This is a genomic window from Halonotius sp. F2-221B (genome assembly GCF_046719765.1).
GTDB lineage: Archaea > Halobacteriota > Halobacteria > Halobacteriales > Haloferacaceae > Halonotius.
Genome location: NZ_JABEBY010000002.1, coordinates 121,781 through 140,089, shown reverse-complemented (window position 1 = coordinate 140,089; position 18,309 = coordinate 121,781). Strand labels below are relative to the sequence as shown.

Here is an 18,309-nt window from a genome sequence, read left to right as displayed (position 1 = left end):
CACCGTTGGTTCAGAGTAACACACGCCCTCATTCTTGGGGAGAAAGATCACCAAGAGCAGCCACAGTATGGAGATTAGTATCGATAAACACGGCTCCGTCAGCCAAAACCGGCTGCGACCAGATCGTGCCACAGAAGTCGTCACCGAGGGTAAACTGCCACCGTTGGGTTCCATCGGTCGTCTCGAACGCAACCACTGATGGACAGCCAAGAGATTCCATATACACTGGGGCGACAACGGCCGCACGTCCAACTGCAAGTGGGCCGCGGACAAACTGTCGGCCTGGATCTCGTCGCAGCGACCACTGTTCGCTGCCATCCGGCACCGATACCGCTGAGAGACCAGATGCCGAAAGCACGTAAGCGATACCATCGGCAACAGCAATACTGCCAATCCGTCCGTGCGGCAACTCAACCGCTGCTCGCTGTGTTCCGTCGGTATGATCGTACACGATAATATCTGTTCCCTCGCCGAGTAGCACCCCTGCCGGTGAACAAACAGGTGTGGAATATTGGTCTTGATTTCCGATGTCGCGCTGCCAGAGCAATTCACCGGTATCTAATCGAAGACACCGTATGACTTCTCTCGCTGTCTCGGAGAGCCCGGTCGCATATACATGATCGCCAAACACCGCTAGTCCACGTCCGCCCATCCGCAGTGCAGAATCCCGCCATTTGATATCGCCCGACTCAGCCCCGAATGCGACGATATAGTAGTTCTGACGGTACGTAAAATCGATCAGTCCAAGCTGTTGGCCAGGGATACCCGTTGTCGATATCGACGATGCCTGTCCTCGCAACTCTCGGCTCCACCGCTCGTTGCCGTCAGCAGTGTTGAACGAATGAAGCGTATCGGTGGTAGCCACCACCAACTGAGTATCGATAATAGCCCCTGATACGTTGACCGGCTCCGCAGGGTCGATATCGAGAGCGGTTTGCCACCGACGCTCGCCGGTTTGGGCATCGAGTGCGGTCAGGCCATCAGCATCGTCGACCGTATAGACGGTTTGATCAGCCACCACCGATAGCATCCGACCACTGCCGCCATCCCACGCGAGAGTTCCGCGTTCAGGGACGCGAACGTCGGAAGCAGCCGTGTTCTGTGCATCGCGTCGTGACTGGTTCCATCTCCCGGTCGGTGCCGTCGGAAGGGCTCGGTCGGGCGAGGCGAGACACCCAGAGAGGCCACAAACACCGGCCATGGACGCGAGCACTCCACGACGAGTCCATCGCATAGTCCCGCTCAATCGGCATCAGAGTTAATCCTTCCAACAGATTTCTGCGACTGAAACACCACGCCACCAGTCTCATCCGTCCTTAGTGGTGCTCTACAGGCCGTTTCAGGATCAGAAAATCAGGGGTCGTACTATACGTTGTCGCATGTACGATCAGATATGCCATCGACCAGCCGTACCGACTCGATTCCGCAGGTCTGGCGCGTTGCGATACTCGGGACGATTGCTGCACTACCCGCCACTGTCATCATAAACTGGCTTCCAAACTCCGAGGCGACTCTTGGTGGTGGGGTGATGCTGGTTGGATCACTACTCGCCGGAGCCGTCGCCGTTACTCGCTCGGTAGCGCCGGGTGCCGCTGGATTCCGTGGTGGATTTCTGGGCGGGGTGAGTGCAGTAGCTGTGTTTCTTGTAACGGATGGGACAACTGTATCGTGGTCTCTCAACCTAGCCGTGTTCTTCCTCATTGCCGTCGTGATGCTTCTGAGTGTCTCGCCGGTGTTCGGCATGATCTGTGGTCGGATCGGTGGCTGGGTAGCAAACACTGTCACCGAGTCTACGGGTGCTCACGCATCGTAATCCGACAGCAGATAGAAGAGATCACAGCGATTCGACGCGTTCGAGTCGCTCCGCGTACTCCTCGTGCAGAGCAAAATCGATCGTGACCCAGTAATCTGTTCCCGCATACCGGGTGAGCCACTCGCCAGTTGTATTCTCGACAATGAGCGCTGGATGGGAGACAAAGTGGTCGGCGAGTTGTGTGAATGCTCCATCCGGCACATCGTCAAACGCGCCCTTGTAGAACGATCCGTCCGACCGGACGCGCTCAAAGAGCTTCCGTTCAGGTTCTGACAGCCCGGATAGTTCGAATCGGTGGTCACGACGAAGCTCTCGGCCAAACACTGAGACGGATGGCGCGCGTTCGGTCGCCGTGTACTGATACACATCGAGCGATACCGTGATCGGGTCAACAGATAGCTCAACCGGTTGGCCGGCGACACTGAGCGTGTCGTACTGCGGGTCGGGGACGATGGCGGACTGCTCACGCTCGGCCGGGGGGTAGTAGATGTTATAACTCAGTTCTTCTGGCACCTCAGATTCAGGATTTTCGGCGTAATTGTGGATGAGCTCCGGAAATCGTTCCAGACGGTTCCGATCAACGGCAGACAGCTCCTCAAAATCGGTATCGGGCGCACGATCGTCATCAGCGGTACGCATCGTGATCTTGTACTCGGTGCGTGACGTGTCGCGTGCTGCCTCCGACCACGTGAGTGTGTAGACTGTATCGTTGTAGACAACCGGCCGATCCGGTTGATACGGCGCGGTGGTACTGTCTGTTCGGTTTGTTCCGTTGGCGACAGCAGCAGCGACCAACTCCGCCGTATCACTGTCAGGCCGGTCTGTTGATGGCGATGCTGTTGCCTGCTGGCCAACTGCTTGCGGCGTATCAACGGGTGTGACGAACATGGCGGCGTCAGCACTGCAGCCAGCGAGCCCGGCTACCAACCCAACTGCACAGCCACCCAGCAGTTTGCGTCGGGTGAGAGAATTCATACGAGGAGTACAGCATGGAGACCCATTACGTATCGACCGCTGTTACACAATCTGAAACACTGCACATCGTATATTACGGTGACTGTCGAATAGACCGATGTTGCACCACTCAATCAGCTGTTCAAAAAGAATGACTGAAACGCATCGATCCCGTTGATCCGGTTTCGCTTTGATTTGCCCGACAATGATAGACACGCCATTCGCCACCACGAAGCGGCCACAGAACAGCCGGATAGTGAGCAAGTTACCCGAGACTGCAGCCTAAAAACATCGTTCAATGCAGCAATCACTAAAATATTATTTTTCCGACGTGAAAGTCGTATCAATCCTCTTCGCCAACGGGATCCCTGTTATCGGATTGGTGATGTTTGACACGTCCGCGAAAGCACTGTTACTCTTTTATTGGCTTGAACTCGGTGTGGTTATGCTCTGGGCGAGTATCCGTGCCGTGTTTGCTGGGAAGCGTCCTCACCGTGAGGATAAGCTTGAAGATTTAACCGGTACACCTGGGGCGATTGTGCGTATCGTATCGTCGAGCAGCTTGGTTGGGAGTGAGACTGAGGACGCGACATCGAGGGTCGAAAAATGGCTGAGTACTCGAGTTTTGATTCCACGAACCGATGTCGGCATCTATCTCGGAACGATCCCTGCCCTCGTTTTCATACTTCCCATGCTTGCAGTGATTTGGTTCGGGTTTGGTGGCGTCGTTGCTGGCCCAGTTGTCGCCGCAACGAACACAGCTGACACCCCAACATGGATACTCCCCGGTGCTGGCATCGTCTTTTTGAGTGACGGTGGCCAAACGATCGTGGAGTATTTTTATCAGGGTCACTACCGTGAAACCACCGTCTGGATGGCTGTCAAAGGGATTTTTTGGCAGGGATTCGCGCTGGTTGGTGCTGGATTGGTGGTTCTGTTGATCGCATTCGGGTTTGCGGAAGGCCGGACAGTCAGTGTTGAGAGTGCGGCCCGTGGGCCGCTCGTTTTCCTCGTTATCGCCTGCAAATTTGTGATCGATCTCTGGTTGTATTATGTGAACCAGCGTGAGCAACCGCTTCGAGAGCGCATATGATTCGCGCTCACCGAGATCCCGATCCCAATACCGAATGTGGTATCCGTGGGATCGATTTCAGCTCACCGCTTCGTGTATATCTCGCACCACTGACAGTACTGCCCGCCACTGATCAGTGGTTCCCGGAATCTCGGAGTCAGTGTCGCCGAGCCGGTCGGTGAGCATTCGTCTGACGCGTTCCGGATCATCAATCCGGTGGAATGTTAGATCACGACCACCGGCAACTTCGACCGTCACTGTTCCGTACCCGAAGATCGAGCCGGTCAGGGACTGACGATATGCCGTATTCTGCACTTGGGACAACCCAACACGCCGAACTGTGTGCCCTATCACACCGCGTTTCGACCAGAGGGCGCGGCTCGTGATGAGATAACGGGTCTGCCATACCCGGAGGAGTCGCCACGCGGCAAGCCCGATTCCGAGGGGTGCTACCACCCCTAGCCGTCTATCGACCATCATCGCGGCCACAAGCGCGCCTGCGACGACCACCACCCCCAACGCAACCCCGGCGAGGGCTGCCGATAGCCGCGGGCATCCCTCCCACACAATGCTTTCGCCATCGCGCTGAAACCACCATTGTTCGCTCATGGCTCTTCGTGGTGTGACGCTCCTGAGGACTCCGTGGTTGGGTTGGCCTCGGTATCGGCGTCAGTCGCCGGAGCGGTATCGAGAGTGGCTTCATCACCCACAGCCGAGCGGATCGCGCGAAGTTCAACGAGAATCTCATCCAACACGTCGTCAGTATCGGATGCCGTGCCGGTCTCACCCTGCTGGCGCGAATCGATCTCTTTTCCGATTAGCTCCTGAACGCCTGCCGGATCGGGTATATTGCGGAACTGTAGTTCAACACCGGAGCCACCGGCTGTACTAACATCGACCGACCCGTAGCCGAGCGATGACCCGATCGCAGACTGTGAGTACGAGATGTTTTGCACCTTGTCGAATCCGACCTGCTGGACATCCCGGGAGAGAATGCCACGCTTGCTGTAGAGGCCCTTGTTGGTGACAACGTAGTTCGTATTCGTATACTGCAGATAGCTAGCGACGATGATCGGGATGCCGATTAACACGAGCGACAGTGGGATGCCGATGATGAGCCCCGGGACAACACTGTATTTGTGCGGTGTACTGGCCCACCGAATTGTTTCGTTGTCTTCGAGTGACAACCATTCAAGATCTATTTCAGCGGTGACACCCGACCGTGATCGTGGCTCGTCTTGGAGGGCTGAATCGGACATACTGATGAAGAACCGATCGTCTACTAAAATGCTGACGAAGGTTCAAACCGTGGTTACCGCTGCTTGACGACCAGTGTATCTGCCAACAGATCGCCGACCCGTTGGTGGTTGTCGGTCAGATAGATCGACGCGAGTGCAACAAGATTCACGCCCGGAAGCATATCGATAACCCAGGCCAGATTCCGAATGAGTGCCGCACCGACCGTACACCGGGATCCGTCCGACTTGACCACGACCAACCCGAGCAGATATTTTCCGGGCGTGTATCCGATCAATCCTTCAAGCAGAAAGACGTAGACGAGGATGACCGCCAGTCCGGCGAGTGTGAGTAGTATCCCGGCGGTGTTCCCGAGAACTGATGCAACAAGCGCGAACGGAATCCCAACAACACCGATCAGGATACTATCGACAAGGTAGGCCACGATTCGTTGGAGGGTCACGTCACCGCTCGTCGTGAGTTTTGGCTGGGGGAATCGCTCCAGGGTGGTATCAATGTCCAGTCGGCGATGGCGGATAAATCGATCCGAGCGGTTTCACTCGCTGAAACGCACTGCAGCGTGGGAGCAGATCACGTTTCAGGGCTTGAAATCAGCCAGCAGATTGAATAACCGACAAACTGAGTCCCGATTCAATGGGGACACCTGCAGTCAGCAGATGGTGGTATGGGATTGCGGCAACCAGTTTCGTTGGCGTCCTGTTGTATGGGTTTGCGGTTGTCTTCATGATCCTTGGGCCATCTCAGCCAGCGAGTTCTGATGGCGAGTTACTCATCAAAGTACTCTCACTTGCGGCGACAGCTGCGGCAGGGGTGGTGCTCTCTGCGATGACAGCCCTCTACGTCGTTTCGTTTGGTCTTGATTGGTGGTACGTCTCCAAGACCGACCTCACAGCGTACAGCCCGTCTCGATGGTACCTGCTTGTTCCGCTTGCCGCACTCAGCAATTTCATCATCCCCGTTATTGCAACACCAGCTATCACCGTTGGCGGTGTGTATTATCTCTGGCAGCGATCTCAGGCGGTTGGGAGCCCCGAATTCAGCAGGTGGCAGTAGCACCGGATTCGGTTTCCCGCCCAGAAACAGTCCCCTGCGTTTTATCCGGCAAAATGTCCGATTGAGACGTACTCCCTGGGCATGATTGATGACGTATTCGAGTTCGGGATCGAATTGCTCCTTGATCTGCTGCCGAACAGCGTGTGGAAGATCCTTTTGGTGGTGGTTGGGATCGCCATCACAGCATTCGGGGTGACAATGCTTGGGGAGTCGACACCGGTAGGCGGCGTACTGATCGTCGTTGGGATCTTTGTCACCGGCGGGTCGCTCCGTTCGCTGTATCGATCACGAACGCGCTCGTAGACGAGAAACAGGACACCGACGACACGTACCACACCAAGCAGCACCGTCTGTTTCACGACCCGCCGAACCAACTGGTTGCTGAATCCTTTCGGCCCTGTATCAGAGACCAGCAACGGAGCATCGTTGGTGCCGACAATCGTTGGCTGCCCGTCCTGAATATCCACAGTTCCCCACGAACAGGTGCTTGCCCGTTGGATCACCACGAGCATCGATGACAGACTCCTCAGGACGATTGGTGTCGATCTCCACAGCGAGGCCATCACGCAGTCGTCCCGCAGGGTACTCACCAACGGTTATCAGATTGAGAGCCGGCGAGTAAAAGAGTAGTACCACAACAAAAGACTGGTCTTAAGAAACTCCAGAAAATACCCGCAGGCAACTCGCCACGCCCTCCATCCCGTCTCATGCTCCCCGACTCCGGCAGCGTGCTTTTGTGGCACGTACTCGCTTTCAGTTTCGCGTGCGTCCTCGGCTGTGGGAGTGCCGTCTGGACATACCGTCGCCGAGATCGGTACGCTGCGCAGGCGTTTTTTGTGTTCCTCGCGGTGACCGTTGCGTGGAATGCAACTGTGTTGCTCAGAGTCGTCGGTCCGCTCTCACTCGCCTGGGAGCTACACCTCGTTGAGCAGTTCTTTCAGGTGTTGATGACGCTCGTCTGGTTTTATTTTGCTGCGGTCTATGCCGGCTACCGGTCGGTGCTCACCCGACGGTCGGTCGCCGTCCCGCTGGCGGTTGTAGCCGTTGGCATGCTTGCCGTGGAGTCGTTTCCACCACTCGCGGCGATCACAAACACGAACCCGACAACAATCGCGGCTCCGTTCACCTTCGTCACGTGGGAAGATACCGCCCTCGCTGGGGTCGTTGAGGTGTTGGCGTTGGCCGCGTTTGCTGTCGGCTCCGGGTTGATCCTCTATAAGCTGCTGACCGCGAACTACGTGCAGGTGTGGCAGATCGCGGTCGTCTTTCTTGCGACCACCGGGACGGTTCTGGTCGAGGTGTTCGAGGGGGCGATCCCGTATGCTGTGTCCGGCGTTGACTATCCCGCATTGGCGGTGACAGGCGTCGGCGTCTCGTATGTCGTTGGCCTGTATCGATACGATCTGTTCGGCTACACGCCGGTCGACATGTCCGACGTGATCGATGGGATCACCGCCCCGGTGATCGTGCTGAACCCCGAACAGCGGGTTGTGGATTTCAACGCCCCGGCGGGGGCGATGTTTGAGTCGTTGTCGACCGGACGCCGAGGAGAGACGGTGTTGCCGGCGGCGGTCATCGATGCTGTCGCCGTCGAGACGCCGGCAGCGAACGAAACAGAGGTGACACTCACCCGCGACGGCGACAAGCGGGTGCACCGCCTGTATACCGCGCCGCTCGATTCCTTTGGGGATAGCCAAGGTGTCGCTATCACGCTTCGTGATATCACCACCCAGCGTCGCCAACAGGAGAAGCTAGCGCTCCTCAAACAGATTCTCACCCGCGCGCTCAGACACAACATCCGCAACAAAGTTGATATCGTCCAGGCAAACAGTCAAGAGCTGATCGACCAGCTTGATGGCACGGAGCAAGCCCACGCTCAGGCGACGTTTGAGGCCGCCGATGACCTGCTCTCGATCAGCACAAAAGCGCGGGTGATGAAGGATGTCGCCGAAAACCGCGGGCGCACAACCTCCGTGGCCTTCTGTGAGCTGGTGACCCAGACGGTCGCCGAGTACGAGCAGGCCTATCCTGACACAACGTTTGTTGTCGACTGTCCGCCGGCGTGTGCAGTCGAAACATCCCCCGATATCAAACCCGCGGTTCGAAACCTCATCGAGAACGCCGCCGAGCACAATCCCGCAGCCGACGCCGAAGTTCGGGTAACACTCGAACGAGCGGCCGACGCTGTGGTGGTCACGATCATCGACAACGGCCCCGGCATCCCACCGAATGAGTTGACAGTGCTTGAGCGGGGTCGAGAAGAGGCTCTTGCTCACGGCAGTGGGCTCGGCCTCTGGATCGTAACGATGGTTGTCGAGGAGATCGACGGCACAATCACCTACGACACCGGTGATGATGGAACCACGATCACGCTTCGGGTGCCCCCCGCTGGGTGACCGTGGAGACAATGTGCACACGCCCCACGGAGCGGGAACCATGCTACCAGATCGGCGTGTCGGCGACCCCCGCTGCCCATATCCGACGGGAGACCCCTGCCGCCGACGCATCGGTGCCAGCGGTCATATCACGCCGTTGTGCCGCTGTTTGTGACTGGGTTCTCGAACCGGTACACAGCACTCTGACAGCCTCCACACGGCCGGCAACCACCGTTGCGTTAGGCAACGAGATGCGTAGAGGAAATGGGGGTTCGAACAGTCCCATGGTCAGCTGCTCGCGGCGACACCCCAGTTCATGCTCGGATGGGACTCGGAACACAGGCAGTGTGAACGCCGCGAGGGGACAGGGGTTCCGCGGTGTCGGCTCCCCGTCGTCAGGCACAACCAACTGCACTGGCTGCCTCAACCAGCGTCGACTGGGTAAGTTGGCCGCCAAGTGAGTAGTGAACACCGTCACAGCTCCAGCTAACCGAGGTTGTCTCACCGTAGCTGCTTGCCGTTCCTGTCGTATTTCCAATAGTGACCGATTCCCCGTCAGCCCCGGCGGCTGACTCGCTACCGACAGACTCGTTGGAGACCGAGTAGTATGCACCCTTGTCACCGTTTCTGTAGCTCAGAGTCGTTGTCGATGTGCCGTCGATCACCATCTCATTGATCGACTCAACGGTGTAGCCGTCCGGCATGTCCGGTTCGACAACCTCGTAGGCCGTTGCCTCGTTGGCCGCGCTCACCGAGTCGAACTCGGTCACGTCCGGGCTGGTGGTCTCTTTGAGCTCCGCGCCTTCCGGTGGCTCGAAGGTGAACGTCTCGTCGTCGACCGGCTCGTTGAAGCTGACGTTTCGGTGCGTCCACGAGGTCGTTGTCGTGGTTCCATCGTAACTGTAGCTCGTCTCGTAGGCCAGCGGGTACCAGTGTTCCTGATCCGCTTTGATCGTAACCGTGCTATCTCGCTCAGTATCCGTGAGTTCGATAACGTGGACATCCCGACCAGCGACGGTATCGGTCCGCTTGTACGAGACCTCGCTATCGTTGAGGACGCGCTCGATCGTGTCAGCATCGAAGTAGCCCTCAGAACGGTTGTAGTCGAAGTCGTACTTCGTGTAGGTGTTCTCGCTTGCGTCGTATCGGTAGGTTTTCTCACCGGTGTTGACGCGGTAGTCACCCTCGTCACGGTACTGTCCGCCTTCGATCACCGTGGATCGAACGTTGTTCGGCGGCTGACGGACGTACTCGGTGACAGTGGTGTTCGTTTCACCGTCCCGGGTTGTTTCCATGACTTTCACGCCTTCCACCGTGTCAATATCGTCAAGTCGCTGCTGCATCTGTTCGGCGATACGATCGGGGTTCGGGTCACCGCTGATCGCGGACGCACAGCCGGCCGTGACGGCCAGCACCGCAACCAGAAGTGCACCGAGTGTCAGTCGTGCTTGTGACATTCCGTTTGGCTCATACGCCACACAGGTGATAAGAGAACGAGCCGATTTGCAGAGTCTGAAGTCGTGGCTGAGGTGTTGCGATGCGTCAGACCACGCAACACAGCCGGTTGCGCAGTGAAAGACGACCCCCGGTTACAGTTCGGCGTTCTGTGGCGGCTCGGTGTCACCCTGCCGATCGAGCGTCACGAGTGTGAGAAAGCCGACGAGCAGCCCCGGCCAGTAGGTCGTCAGCCGGAACAACACCGCCGCGGTCAACGCCGTCGCCAGATCGACCGAGTAAAACAGCGTCATCAGCCACGAGAAGGCGGCCTCGTAGGTGCCGCTGCCGCCAGGGGTCGGCGACAGCGTAGCGATCGTCGAGAGATTGACGATGAAATACAGCGGGACGAAGGTTGGCTCAAGCCCCATGGCGACAAAGACCACGTACAGCGAAACGATCTGGGCGATGATCGCCAGATGGGAGCCGAGGATGGTCGTCAGCAGGAACCGCCGATCCCGGCCGGCCCGCTCGAAGAGGGCCTCGGTTCGGCGCACCCGATCCTGCAGCGACTGCAGAACGCCCTCACCCCAACTCACCCGGCGTTCGATCCGCCTAAGCAGGCCGACCGCCGCCCGCCCAAGCGTCCCATCAGGCGACCACAGCAGGTAGGCGATCCCGCCGCCGACAAGTAGGATGAGGAGGGCGATCCAGCCGATATCGAACAGAAACCCCTGCAAGGAGCCAAACAGATAGAGGTAGCCGACCCCGCCGATCGTGAAGGTGAAAAACGGCACCGCGTTCACCATATCCGAGGAGACGACCGCCGCCAGCGCGCCCTCGTACTCCGTGTCGGTGGTATCCGCGATGATGTAGGCCATCACCGGCTCGCCGCCGAACTGGCCGAGCGGCGTCACCGAGTTCAGGAAGTGGCCGCTGAAAAACAGCCGCACCGTTTTCGCGGCGGTGGCGGTGATCCCCAGTTGGCCGAAAAACCGGTGCCAGACCCACGCCCAGACGAACAGCGAGGAGAGCCCGACGGCGATGGCGACCGCAAACGTCGAGCGGTCGACGCGGCCGAGAGCCTGCAGAAACTCACGGATGTCGGCGAAATACAGCAGGCCGGCAAACAGCAGGATCGCAACGGCATACCAGCCGAGCTCCTGCCACGACCAGTCTGTGCGTCCGGGGATCGACATGTTTCAGCGATCGCCTCCGCTCGAACCGATGGCGGGTGGGGTGGGGTGGAGGGCAACAACACTCATCTGCTGGGTTGGGCAACACAGGCGAGCTACTTAGATCAGACGGACGATCACCGGTAGCCAAGGGCTTCGAGTCGCTGTTGGATCTCCGCGTCGGCGTCGTCATCGGTCGCGCCGGTCGGCTGGTCGTCGTCCGCGCCGGTGTCGACAGCGGTGGTGCCGGCGTCGATGTCGTCGATCGCCGCACGCAACTCGTCAGTGAGGGGTATAGCTTCGCCCGTCTCGCGGTCGACCGCCCGGTAGCGCGCCGTGCCGTCTTCGGCGATGGATTTTCGCACGGTCGTCCCGTCGCGGATGAGATACCGGCGTTTGCGGTAGTAGTCGTCCCACCCCTCACTCGGGATGTAGCCCGTGAAGTTTTCGGGGAACTGGCAGCCGCCGCGAACCGTGTCGGCAACGATGTCCTCGGGTTTCGGTTCAAGGCCGGCGTAGTACGGCACAAGATCGTGGAGCCGCCGGAGTTCGAACGGGTCGGATCGGCGGTCACCGTCGAGATCGGGATGGGCGACAAAGAGAACCGTCTCGATGACGGGATCGATCGTGGTGAACTGGTGGCCGAACAAGCCGTCATCCTCGCCGAGGGCTTGGCCGTGATCCGACAGCACGACGACGACGGTGTCGTCGGCGACGCCGTTGGCAGCGAGGCTGTCGGTGATCCGCCCCACGAGATCGTCGGTGTAGTCGACGGAAGCGTCGTAGATCCGCCGGAGCGCGTCGAAGTCGGGGTCGTCCATGGTGAACATGTCCTTCTGACGCTGGGGGATGCGGCTGGTGTCGCCGACAGCGTGGGTGTCGAGGTAGTCGGCCGGTGGGTGGTATGGCTCGTGGGGCTCCATCAGGTTGACGTAGCAGAAAAACGGCTCATCGGTGGGGTGGGCGTCGAGATAGGATTCGACCGCCGCGACCGTCTCCGCGGATTTACAGGAGTCGTCGACGCCGAACAGCCGGAAGGCACGATCAAGTTGTCGGCCGATCACGCGCTTTGGGAGCGTCCCAAGAGAATCGTAAAGCTTCGTCGAGAGCTTCGAGAGGCGTTGGCTGATAGTGTTGTCAGCGGTGCCGAGGAAATTCTCGACGTAATCGAAGTCGTCAGTCATCCCCTTGTGTGGGGTGATCCAGATGTTCGAGGTGATCGCGGCGGTGTCGTAGCCGGCGTCGACGAACTGCGAGATGAATGTCTCATGGCTCCCATCGAAGTAGCTCCGGGCGTGGGTCGTCCCGTGTTCCCACGGGTACAGCCCGGTGAACATCGAGGCGTGGGAGGGGAGTGTCCATGGGGCTTGGGTGACGGCGTCGTCGAAGACAACAGCGTCGTCGGCGAGGGCCTGGAGATTGTCGGTGAAGTCGATCTCGTCGTTGTAGACGGAGAGCCGATCCTTTCGCAGGGAATCCAACACGAGGAAGACGACGTTCTTCGGCCCCGTGATCTCGGTCATACCCTCGGTTACGCCCAGCGGGTAATTAGTAACTCTGATCCCAGTCGGTGTCGCCACGGCTGGTGTCGCCGACGACGGATGGCGTGGACTCTCACGGGCGGCTTATATGGGCGGAGCGGATTGACACAGCCAGCGAATGATCGAGAAGGTCGCAATCGTCTACTGGTGTGACGGCGCGGGCCATGCGGCCCGGAGCATCCCGGTCGCCAAGGAGTTTCGTGCCCGTGGGATCGAGGTGGCGATCGGCGGCGGCGGCCCCGGCGAGCGGTTCGTCGATCTCAACGGCTTCGACCAGCCGGATCTCACGACTGTCACTGTCGAGGGCAACACGCCGAAAGCGTTTCTCGAACACACGCTGTTTGATCTGGTTCCTTCCTCGGTGCGACGACTGCGTGAGGTCACCGGGTGGCTCCGCGAGGAAGATCCAGACGTGTTGATCACCGACGACGTGTTTGCCGGCCTCGCCGCCGCTCGCCTCGGGATCGACTTCTACCGGATCGACCATCTGACGACCGATCTCTTTGGGGCGGTCTGGGGGCCACCGCTGGCGTTTTACAATCAGGTCTCCCTCCAGTTCGCCGAGGGCATCATCGTCACCTCGCTGTGGCCGGATGATCCCGCACCCGAGGGGACGACCCGCGTCGGGCCGCTGGCCCAGGAGGGCGATCCCGAGGAGGCGGTCGAACCGTACGACGTACTCCTCAATCCCGGTAGCCACGGCGACCACTTTGGGGTGCTCCGAGAGCGACTGGAAGCGAAAGGCTACGACGTGCGCACCGTCGGCGACGACGACTGGGAGACCAAACCGACGATGACGCCGTACACCGCCGCCGCCGATGTCGTCGTCTGTACCGGCTTTTCCTCGATCGCGGATACGGTCGTTGCCGGCACGCCGTGTGTGATCTTTCCGTTCCTGCCGTTCCAGCGCGCGCTGGCCGAACGCGCCGAGGCCAAACATCTGCCCGGTATCTCGATGGCAACAACCGTCGACCGCGTGATCGACCGCGTTGAGGAGTACGTCGGCAGCGATGTCGCACCCGACTACGACAACGGCGCGCCCGCGTTTGTCGACACGGTGGTGGCCGGCGGTGATGACCCACCGTGAGCCGGATTTTCTCCGGGCACCACCAACTCAGGTCGCCGTCTATCACGGTCGATCAGCGGGGATACCGCGGGATGCCGGCAGATTGAAACCGGATGACAACAAAACGCCGACAACGCGCTATGCATATCGGCTTTTTTACCGACAGCTATTTTCCGGGGATCGATGGCGTCACCTACACGATCAAGACCTGGCGCGAGCGGCTGGAGGCCCGCGGCCACGAGGTCTCGATCATCTACCCCGACAGCAGCCACGAGCCGGGGCCACACGAGTATCCGGTGCCGTCGCTGCCGAACCCCTTCTATGCCCCCTACCGACTGCCAGTTTTCCGGCGACTGTCGACGCTGCCCGATCTTGATGTCGTCCACTGTCACGGCCCGGCGACGACCGGGCTGTTGGGCCGGCGGTATGCGGCAAAACACGACCTTCGCTCGGTGTACACCCACCACACACCGATCGAGGAGTATCTGATCCGCGCGCTCAAGTTCGACGGGCTTGCACAGGTCGTCGGCCAAGGCTACGTCGCCTACGAGACCAGATTTCTCCGGTCGTTTGACTGTGTCACCGCCTCAACCTCGAAGATCAGACGCGATGTCGACCACCAGAAGCTGCCGGTCGGCATCGAGTTGGAGACCTTTCGGCCGCAATCCGAGTCGCTGTTTACCGATGCCCGGCCGATCGTCGGCTACAGCGGCCGGATGACAGAAAAGAAAAATATCGGTGAGATCCTTCGGGTCGCCGACGAAACGCCCGATTACCGCTACGTGTTGGTCGGCGAAGGTCCGGCACGGCCGAAGCTCGAACAGCAGGCCCCCGACAACGTCGAGTTCCGTGATTTCCTCCCGCGGGAGCAACTCCCGACCTTCTACAGTTCGCTTGATGTCTTCGTGACGGCCTCGACCTGTGACACCCTTGGGCTGTCGACGCTGGAGGCCAACGCCTGTGGGACGCCCGTTGCCGCCGCCAACGTCCAGCCGTTCCGGGAGACGATCGGCCCGGACAACGGCGCGCGCTTCGAGTATGGCGATCTCGACGAGATGGCGGCAGCGATCGCGGACTGTCTCACCACCGACCGCCGGACGCGAACCGCCGTCGAACGATTCGCGGTCGATCGGACGATCGACGATCTGGAGGCGATCTATCGCGGCGAGCCAGCCGCCGTCGAGGATCGCCAGCGGGTCTCGCCGTCGGTCTGACCGCGCGGCGACACAGTGAACAACACTTAATGTACGTCCCGAAACGAATGAGGATATGCGCATGGTCGCCCGCGCTGTAGTGCTCGCCGAGGGCGAGCCGGCCCAACCGCGCCGCCGGCTGGTGATCGGGGGATGATCTTTGGCGCGCTCGTGACCGTCAGCCTCCGGGCGGTCGCCACCGCGGTCGCCTCAGCCCGCAACATCGTGGTGACGACGACCGCACTCGATACCGTCGACCCCGAGGAGCCGGTGACGATCCTTGCACCCGTCGTCGCCGTGCTGGGTGCGGTCGGTGCCGTCTTCAAACCGGGCGAGGAGCTCGTCGACAGCTACTGTTTTCGCTGGGTTCGAAGCCTGTTACCGCACGCCGAAGGCGTCGCCAACGACCGCGGCTTCTACACCACCTACACGATCCGCCCCGAGGCCGAGGCCGTCGGGGTCTGGCATGGCTCGCTGGATGAGCTTGAGGCGACGCTCCGCGAGGAGGGCTACCACTTCGGGTTGTTGGCGTCCCACAAGCAGCTGCCCGATGGGCGGCGAGAGGTCAGCAGCTGGGTCGATGTCGGCGGTCCGATCTGCTCGGGGCTGCTCGGCGTGCTCGAACTCCAGTTGCGAACGTGGCAGACCCACGTGACAGTCTTCGAGCGCGACGACGGCGATGGCTATCTCGTGACCGCCCACCACGAGCGGGCGGCGTACTCGGCGCTCACGGCCTACTGGCATCTCCGCGGCCGGGATCTGAACGTCGAGAAGGGTCGTCGGATCGTCGGCGAGCAGCTGGCCGCGGAAGCTCGCTTCGAGCCGGTCGACTAATTTCTACGCCGCAGAATCCCCGCGGTGATATCGCAGATACCACGCCGAGGCCGCAAGCCCTGCGGCAACAACCACGGGCCAGCGATCGGTCGACAGAAACAGCCCATCGAAGACGGGTCGATAGGTCGTCAGCGGCCACAGCACGAACTTCATGCGGCCGGCCGGAAACGCCAACAGCGAGTCGAGAACGAGATGTGAACCCGCCCCAAGTGCGAGCAGTCCGAACACGCGCCGGCGGTCGGTGCGGCGGACGAGGGCAACACCGATCAGTACCGATACCAGCGTGCCACCAACGGTATGAAGCGCGCCCCAGTCGAACGGGATGCCGAGCCAGGCTTCGATCTGCCAGGATGGAACCAGGAGCCGGATCTTGGTGAGATCCGGGATGAACGCGCCCATCATAGCGACAGTCACATACGGTGGTGTGAGCCACCGATACCGGACGGAGAGCCCCACCGCAAGCGTGTAGGTGATCAGCGCGTGGGTCAGCAGATCCGGCATGAGGCGACAGTGTTCGTCGTCGTGTTTTGTCGTTGTGGTTTTCGTTGCCGAGCGGACGACAGCCGTTGTCGGTGGCGGCAGCCCACGACCGATGTGGCTCGGTAGATACAAATGGGCAGCCCACATCAGCAGGGACGTGTCGAACCCGCCACGCGACTCTGATCGGCCCGAAACGGTGGTCGACGAGAAGGCCGATCCCGCCGACAACACGCCGACAGTCACGTGTAGTCAGTGCGACCGGACGTGGGCGCTCGACTACGAACTTGACTCGTTGTATGCCGGCAACCAGGCCTTCGAGCAGTTCGCGCTCGATCACAAGCGACACACGGGCCATTTCCCCGATGACGTAACCCCGTGGATCGCCGACTGCGACCGGTGTCCCGCCGCCGAACAGTATCTCGACGAGGGGCCGGCACGGCGATGGGCCGAAACACATGCCCGTCACACCACCCATCCCGTGTCGCTCACCCACGAGCCAAGCGACGTGGCAACGACTGTTGCCGCCGAGGCCACAGATCAGGTGGCGACAGCCGAGCAGGAATCAGAGTAGGTCGGCATCAACATCGCCGGCACACTCGGTGTCGACGACGCCTAGTCGCTGGTTGCAGCCTCAGTCGCCTCCTCGGCCAGCCAGTCGTCGGCCCACGACTCGATTTCGTCGAACACCGGACACAGCGACTGCCCTTTGGCCGTCAGACTGTAGTAGGTCGCCACTGGGGCGTCCTCCTCTAGCCGGCGGTCGACAAAGCCGGTTTCCTGGAGGTCATCAAGCACCCGCGAGAGGGTTCGGGAGTTGGCGTCTGTCGAGCGTTTCAGCTCGTTGAACCGTTTTTCACCCGCTTGGAGATCATGAAGGATCACGAGCCGCCACGGCGAGCCGATCTGTTCGATCGATTCGACGACCGGACAGGGGTCGGTCGCCTCGACTGTCGAGTGCGTTGCCATTAGGTGTGTGCTGGCACCGGATCAGCAAAACCGTTCCGCCGGTCGCACCGCCGTGGCTGTCTGGAGGCAACGAGGCGTGTGCCGGTATCACAGTTGTTACCCGGTTGCGTTTGTGTCCGGGAATCGATATATAGGTTGTAGCCGTACAACTGGTTGCATAATGTTAGTAACTGAAGCTGCGGAACTGGCGATCGGACTCACACCACTGCAACTCGGCGGCGATGGGCCGCTGGCCGGCGAACTGTTTCTGCTTGGCCGACTCCTGTTTGGCGGCGTCCTCGCGTTCAACGGGCTGAACCACTTCCTTGATGCCGAGTCGATGGCGGGGTACGCCGGCGCGAAAGGCGTGCCCGCACCGGGGCTGATGGTGCCTATTAGCGGCGGCCTCCTGCTGTTTGGCGGCCTCGGGATCGCTGCGGGGGTTCTCCCGACGCTGGCGGCCGGCGCGCTGGTCGTCTTCCTCCTCGTCACAACGCCAGTGATGCACGACTTCTGGGCGGCACCCGAAGAGCAAAAACAGGGTGAGATGATCAACTTCCTGAAAAACGTCGCCATGACCGGCGCGGCCCTCGCGCTGCTGGCGATCAGCACGACCGCCTGGCCGTACGCCCTCGCCTAACGATCACGACGACTCGGCGTTCGGATTGAGCACTTCGATCAGCGTGCCATCGGGGTCACGCAGGAAACAGATTTTCGTCCCCGTCGCGGTCGTCTGCGGCGGGCTGAGCGTCTCAACAGTCGCCGGCAGCGACTCGTAAAACTCGTCTACGTCGTCGACCTCGACACCGAGATGTGTCGCACCAGCGTCATTGAGATCTGCCGGGGAGCGGTCGTCACCGACCGGGTCGTAGGCGACGAGTTCGAGCCGCACCGATCCGAGATCGAGATGGACGAATTCTGCGCTCGCGTTAGGGATGTCGACACCGGTGGCGAAGGCGTCGCCGTCGACGCTGAACTCGGCGACGATATCGCAGTCGAAGACGGATTGATAAAATTCGGTTGCGGCATCGAGATCACTGACGGTGATACCAACGTGGTGGGGAGTCAACTCGGCCATGGTACTGCTCGGCCGTCATCGCATCAAAACGCTTCGAAG

The 18,309-nt window shown here is 60.3% G+C and carries 21 protein-coding genes; 9 read left to right on the top strand and 12 right to left on the bottom strand.

From position 1 onward, the window contains the following. Positions 1-28 precede the first annotated feature (28 nt). On the bottom strand, positions 29-1,201 hold the full coding sequence (locus HKK80_RS01945; RefSeq protein WP_411797927.1) for a PQQ-binding-like beta-propeller repeat protein: 1,173 nt from the start codon (positions 1,199-1,201) through the stop codon (positions 29-31). 192 nt (positions 1,202-1,393) lie between these two features. Between HKK80_RS01945 and HKK80_RS01940 the strand changes: the two genes are divergently transcribed. Then, positions 1,394-1,813, top strand: coding sequence for a DUF5518 domain-containing protein (locus tag HKK80_RS01940; protein WP_411797926.1), 420 nt, complete (start codon positions 1,394-1,396; stop codon positions 1,811-1,813). A gap of 21 nt (positions 1,814-1,834) precedes the next feature. Here the strand turns inward: HKK80_RS01940 and HKK80_RS01935 are convergent, their stop codons facing one another. Then, positions 1,835-2,788 carry a hypothetical protein gene (locus HKK80_RS01935; protein ID WP_411797925.1) on the bottom strand — a complete coding sequence of 318 codons (954 nt, stop codon included), beginning with the start codon at positions 2,786-2,788 and terminating at the stop codon, positions 1,835-1,837. Positions 2,789-3,065: 277 nt separating this feature from the next. Between HKK80_RS01935 and HKK80_RS01930 the strand changes: the two genes are divergently transcribed. Then, positions 3,066-3,860 carry a DUF6498-containing protein gene (locus tag HKK80_RS01930; protein WP_411797924.1) on the top strand — a complete coding sequence of 265 codons (795 nt, stop codon included), beginning with the start codon at positions 3,066-3,068 and terminating at the stop codon, positions 3,858-3,860. Positions 3,861-3,917: 57 nt separating this feature from the next. Here the strand turns inward: HKK80_RS01930 and HKK80_RS01925 are convergent, their stop codons facing one another. The 3 genes from HKK80_RS01925 to HKK80_RS01915 form a co-directional block, all read right to left on the bottom strand. Continuing rightward, positions 3,918-4,316: a PH domain-containing protein gene (locus HKK80_RS01925; protein ID WP_411798005.1), complete on the bottom strand. Its 399-nt coding sequence runs from the start codon at positions 4,314-4,316 to the stop codon at positions 3,918-3,920. 128 nt (positions 4,317-4,444) lie between these two features. Then, a complete protein-coding gene (locus tag HKK80_RS01920; RefSeq protein ID WP_411797923.1) occupies positions 4,445-5,098 on the bottom strand; it encodes a PH domain-containing protein in 654 nt (217 codons plus the stop codon). A 53-nt stretch (positions 5,099-5,151) separates the two neighbouring features. Next, positions 5,152-5,538, bottom strand: a complete 387-nt coding sequence (locus tag HKK80_RS01915) for an RDD family protein (RefSeq protein WP_411797922.1) — start codon at positions 5,536-5,538, stop codon at positions 5,152-5,154. 191 nt (positions 5,539-5,729) lie between these two features. Here HKK80_RS01915 and HKK80_RS01910 point away from each other — a divergent pair, with 191 nt between their 5' ends. Beyond that, the gene (locus HKK80_RS01910; protein ID WP_411797921.1) at positions 5,730-6,149 is read left to right on the top strand and encodes a hypothetical protein; all 420 of its coding nucleotides are present in this window, start codon (positions 5,730-5,732) and stop codon (positions 6,147-6,149) included. 41 nt (positions 6,150-6,190) lie between these two features. Here HKK80_RS01910 and HKK80_RS01905 read toward each other — a convergent pair whose 3' ends face one another. After that, positions 6,191-6,739: a hypothetical protein gene (locus tag HKK80_RS01905; RefSeq protein WP_411797920.1), complete on the bottom strand. Its 549-nt coding sequence runs from the start codon at positions 6,737-6,739 to the stop codon at positions 6,191-6,193. A gap of 117 nt (positions 6,740-6,856) precedes the next feature. On the opposite strand from HKK80_RS01905, the gene HKK80_RS01900 reads away from it, so the two are divergent. Further along, the gene (locus HKK80_RS01900; protein ID WP_411797919.1) at positions 6,857-8,545 is read left to right on the top strand and encodes an ATP-binding protein; all 1,689 of its coding nucleotides are present in this window, start codon (positions 6,857-6,859) and stop codon (positions 8,543-8,545) included. Between the two features lie 374 nt (positions 8,546-8,919). On the opposite strand, the gene HKK80_RS01895 is transcribed toward HKK80_RS01900, so the two are convergent. The 3 genes from HKK80_RS01895 to HKK80_RS01885 all read right to left on the bottom strand — a co-directional run bounded on the left by HKK80_RS01895 (position 8,920) and on the right by HKK80_RS01885 (position 12,656). Continuing rightward, positions 8,920-9,981 carry a LolA family protein gene (locus HKK80_RS01895; RefSeq protein WP_411797918.1) on the bottom strand — a complete coding sequence of 354 codons (1,062 nt, stop codon included), beginning with the start codon at positions 9,979-9,981 and terminating at the stop codon, positions 8,920-8,922. Positions 9,982-10,113: 132 nt separating this feature from the next. Further along, positions 10,114-11,157, bottom strand: a complete 1,044-nt coding sequence (locus HKK80_RS01890) for a lysylphosphatidylglycerol synthase transmembrane domain-containing protein (protein WP_411797917.1) — start codon at positions 11,155-11,157, stop codon at positions 10,114-10,116. 113 nt (positions 11,158-11,270) lie between these two features. Then, the gene (locus HKK80_RS01885) at positions 11,271-12,656 is read right to left on the bottom strand and encodes a sulfatase (RefSeq protein WP_411797916.1); all 1,386 of its coding nucleotides are present in this window, start codon (positions 12,654-12,656) and stop codon (positions 11,271-11,273) included. Between the two features lie 136 nt (positions 12,657-12,792). Here HKK80_RS01885 and HKK80_RS01880 point away from each other — a divergent pair, with 136 nt between their 5' ends. From HKK80_RS01880 to HKK80_RS01870, 3 genes are all read left to right on the top strand, one after another. Next, a complete protein-coding gene (locus HKK80_RS01880) occupies positions 12,793-13,761 on the top strand; it encodes a glycosyltransferase (protein WP_411797915.1) in 969 nt (322 codons plus the stop codon). Between the two features lie 119 nt (positions 13,762-13,880). Continuing rightward, entirely contained in the window at positions 13,881-14,954 is a 1,074-nt protein-coding gene (locus HKK80_RS01875; protein ID WP_411797914.1) for a glycosyltransferase, read from the top strand. A 132-nt stretch (positions 14,955-15,086) separates the two neighbouring features. After that, entirely contained in the window at positions 15,087-15,767 is a 681-nt protein-coding gene (locus tag HKK80_RS01870) for a hypothetical protein (protein ID WP_411797913.1), read from the top strand. Positions 15,768-15,770: 3 nt separating this feature from the next. Here HKK80_RS01870 and HKK80_RS01865 read toward each other — a convergent pair whose 3' ends face one another. Then, entirely contained in the window at positions 15,771-16,268 is a 498-nt protein-coding gene (locus tag HKK80_RS01865) for a metal-dependent hydrolase (protein ID WP_411798004.1), read from the bottom strand. 136 nt (positions 16,269-16,404) lie between these two features. Here HKK80_RS01865 and HKK80_RS01860 point away from each other — a divergent pair, with 136 nt between their 5' ends. Beyond that, positions 16,405-16,818: a hypothetical protein gene (locus HKK80_RS01860; RefSeq protein ID WP_411797912.1), complete on the top strand. Its 414-nt coding sequence runs from the start codon at positions 16,405-16,407 to the stop codon at positions 16,816-16,818. A 41-nt stretch (positions 16,819-16,859) separates the two neighbouring features. Here HKK80_RS01860 and HKK80_RS01855 read toward each other — a convergent pair whose 3' ends face one another. Beyond that, on the bottom strand, positions 16,860-17,213 hold the full coding sequence (locus HKK80_RS01855) for a winged helix-turn-helix transcriptional regulator (protein ID WP_411797911.1): 354 nt from the start codon (positions 17,211-17,213) through the stop codon (positions 16,860-16,862). Between the two features lie 160 nt (positions 17,214-17,373). Here HKK80_RS01855 and HKK80_RS01850 point away from each other — a divergent pair, with 160 nt between their 5' ends. Continuing rightward, entirely contained in the window at positions 17,374-17,832 is a 459-nt protein-coding gene (locus HKK80_RS01850; protein ID WP_411797910.1) for a DoxX family membrane protein, read from the top strand. 3 nt (positions 17,833-17,835) lie between these two features. Here the strand turns inward: HKK80_RS01850 and HKK80_RS01845 are convergent, their stop codons facing one another. Beyond that, on the bottom strand, positions 17,836-18,270 hold the full coding sequence (locus tag HKK80_RS01845; protein WP_411797909.1) for a VOC family protein: 435 nt from the start codon (positions 18,268-18,270) through the stop codon (positions 17,836-17,838). Positions 18,271-18,309 lie beyond the last annotated feature (39 nt).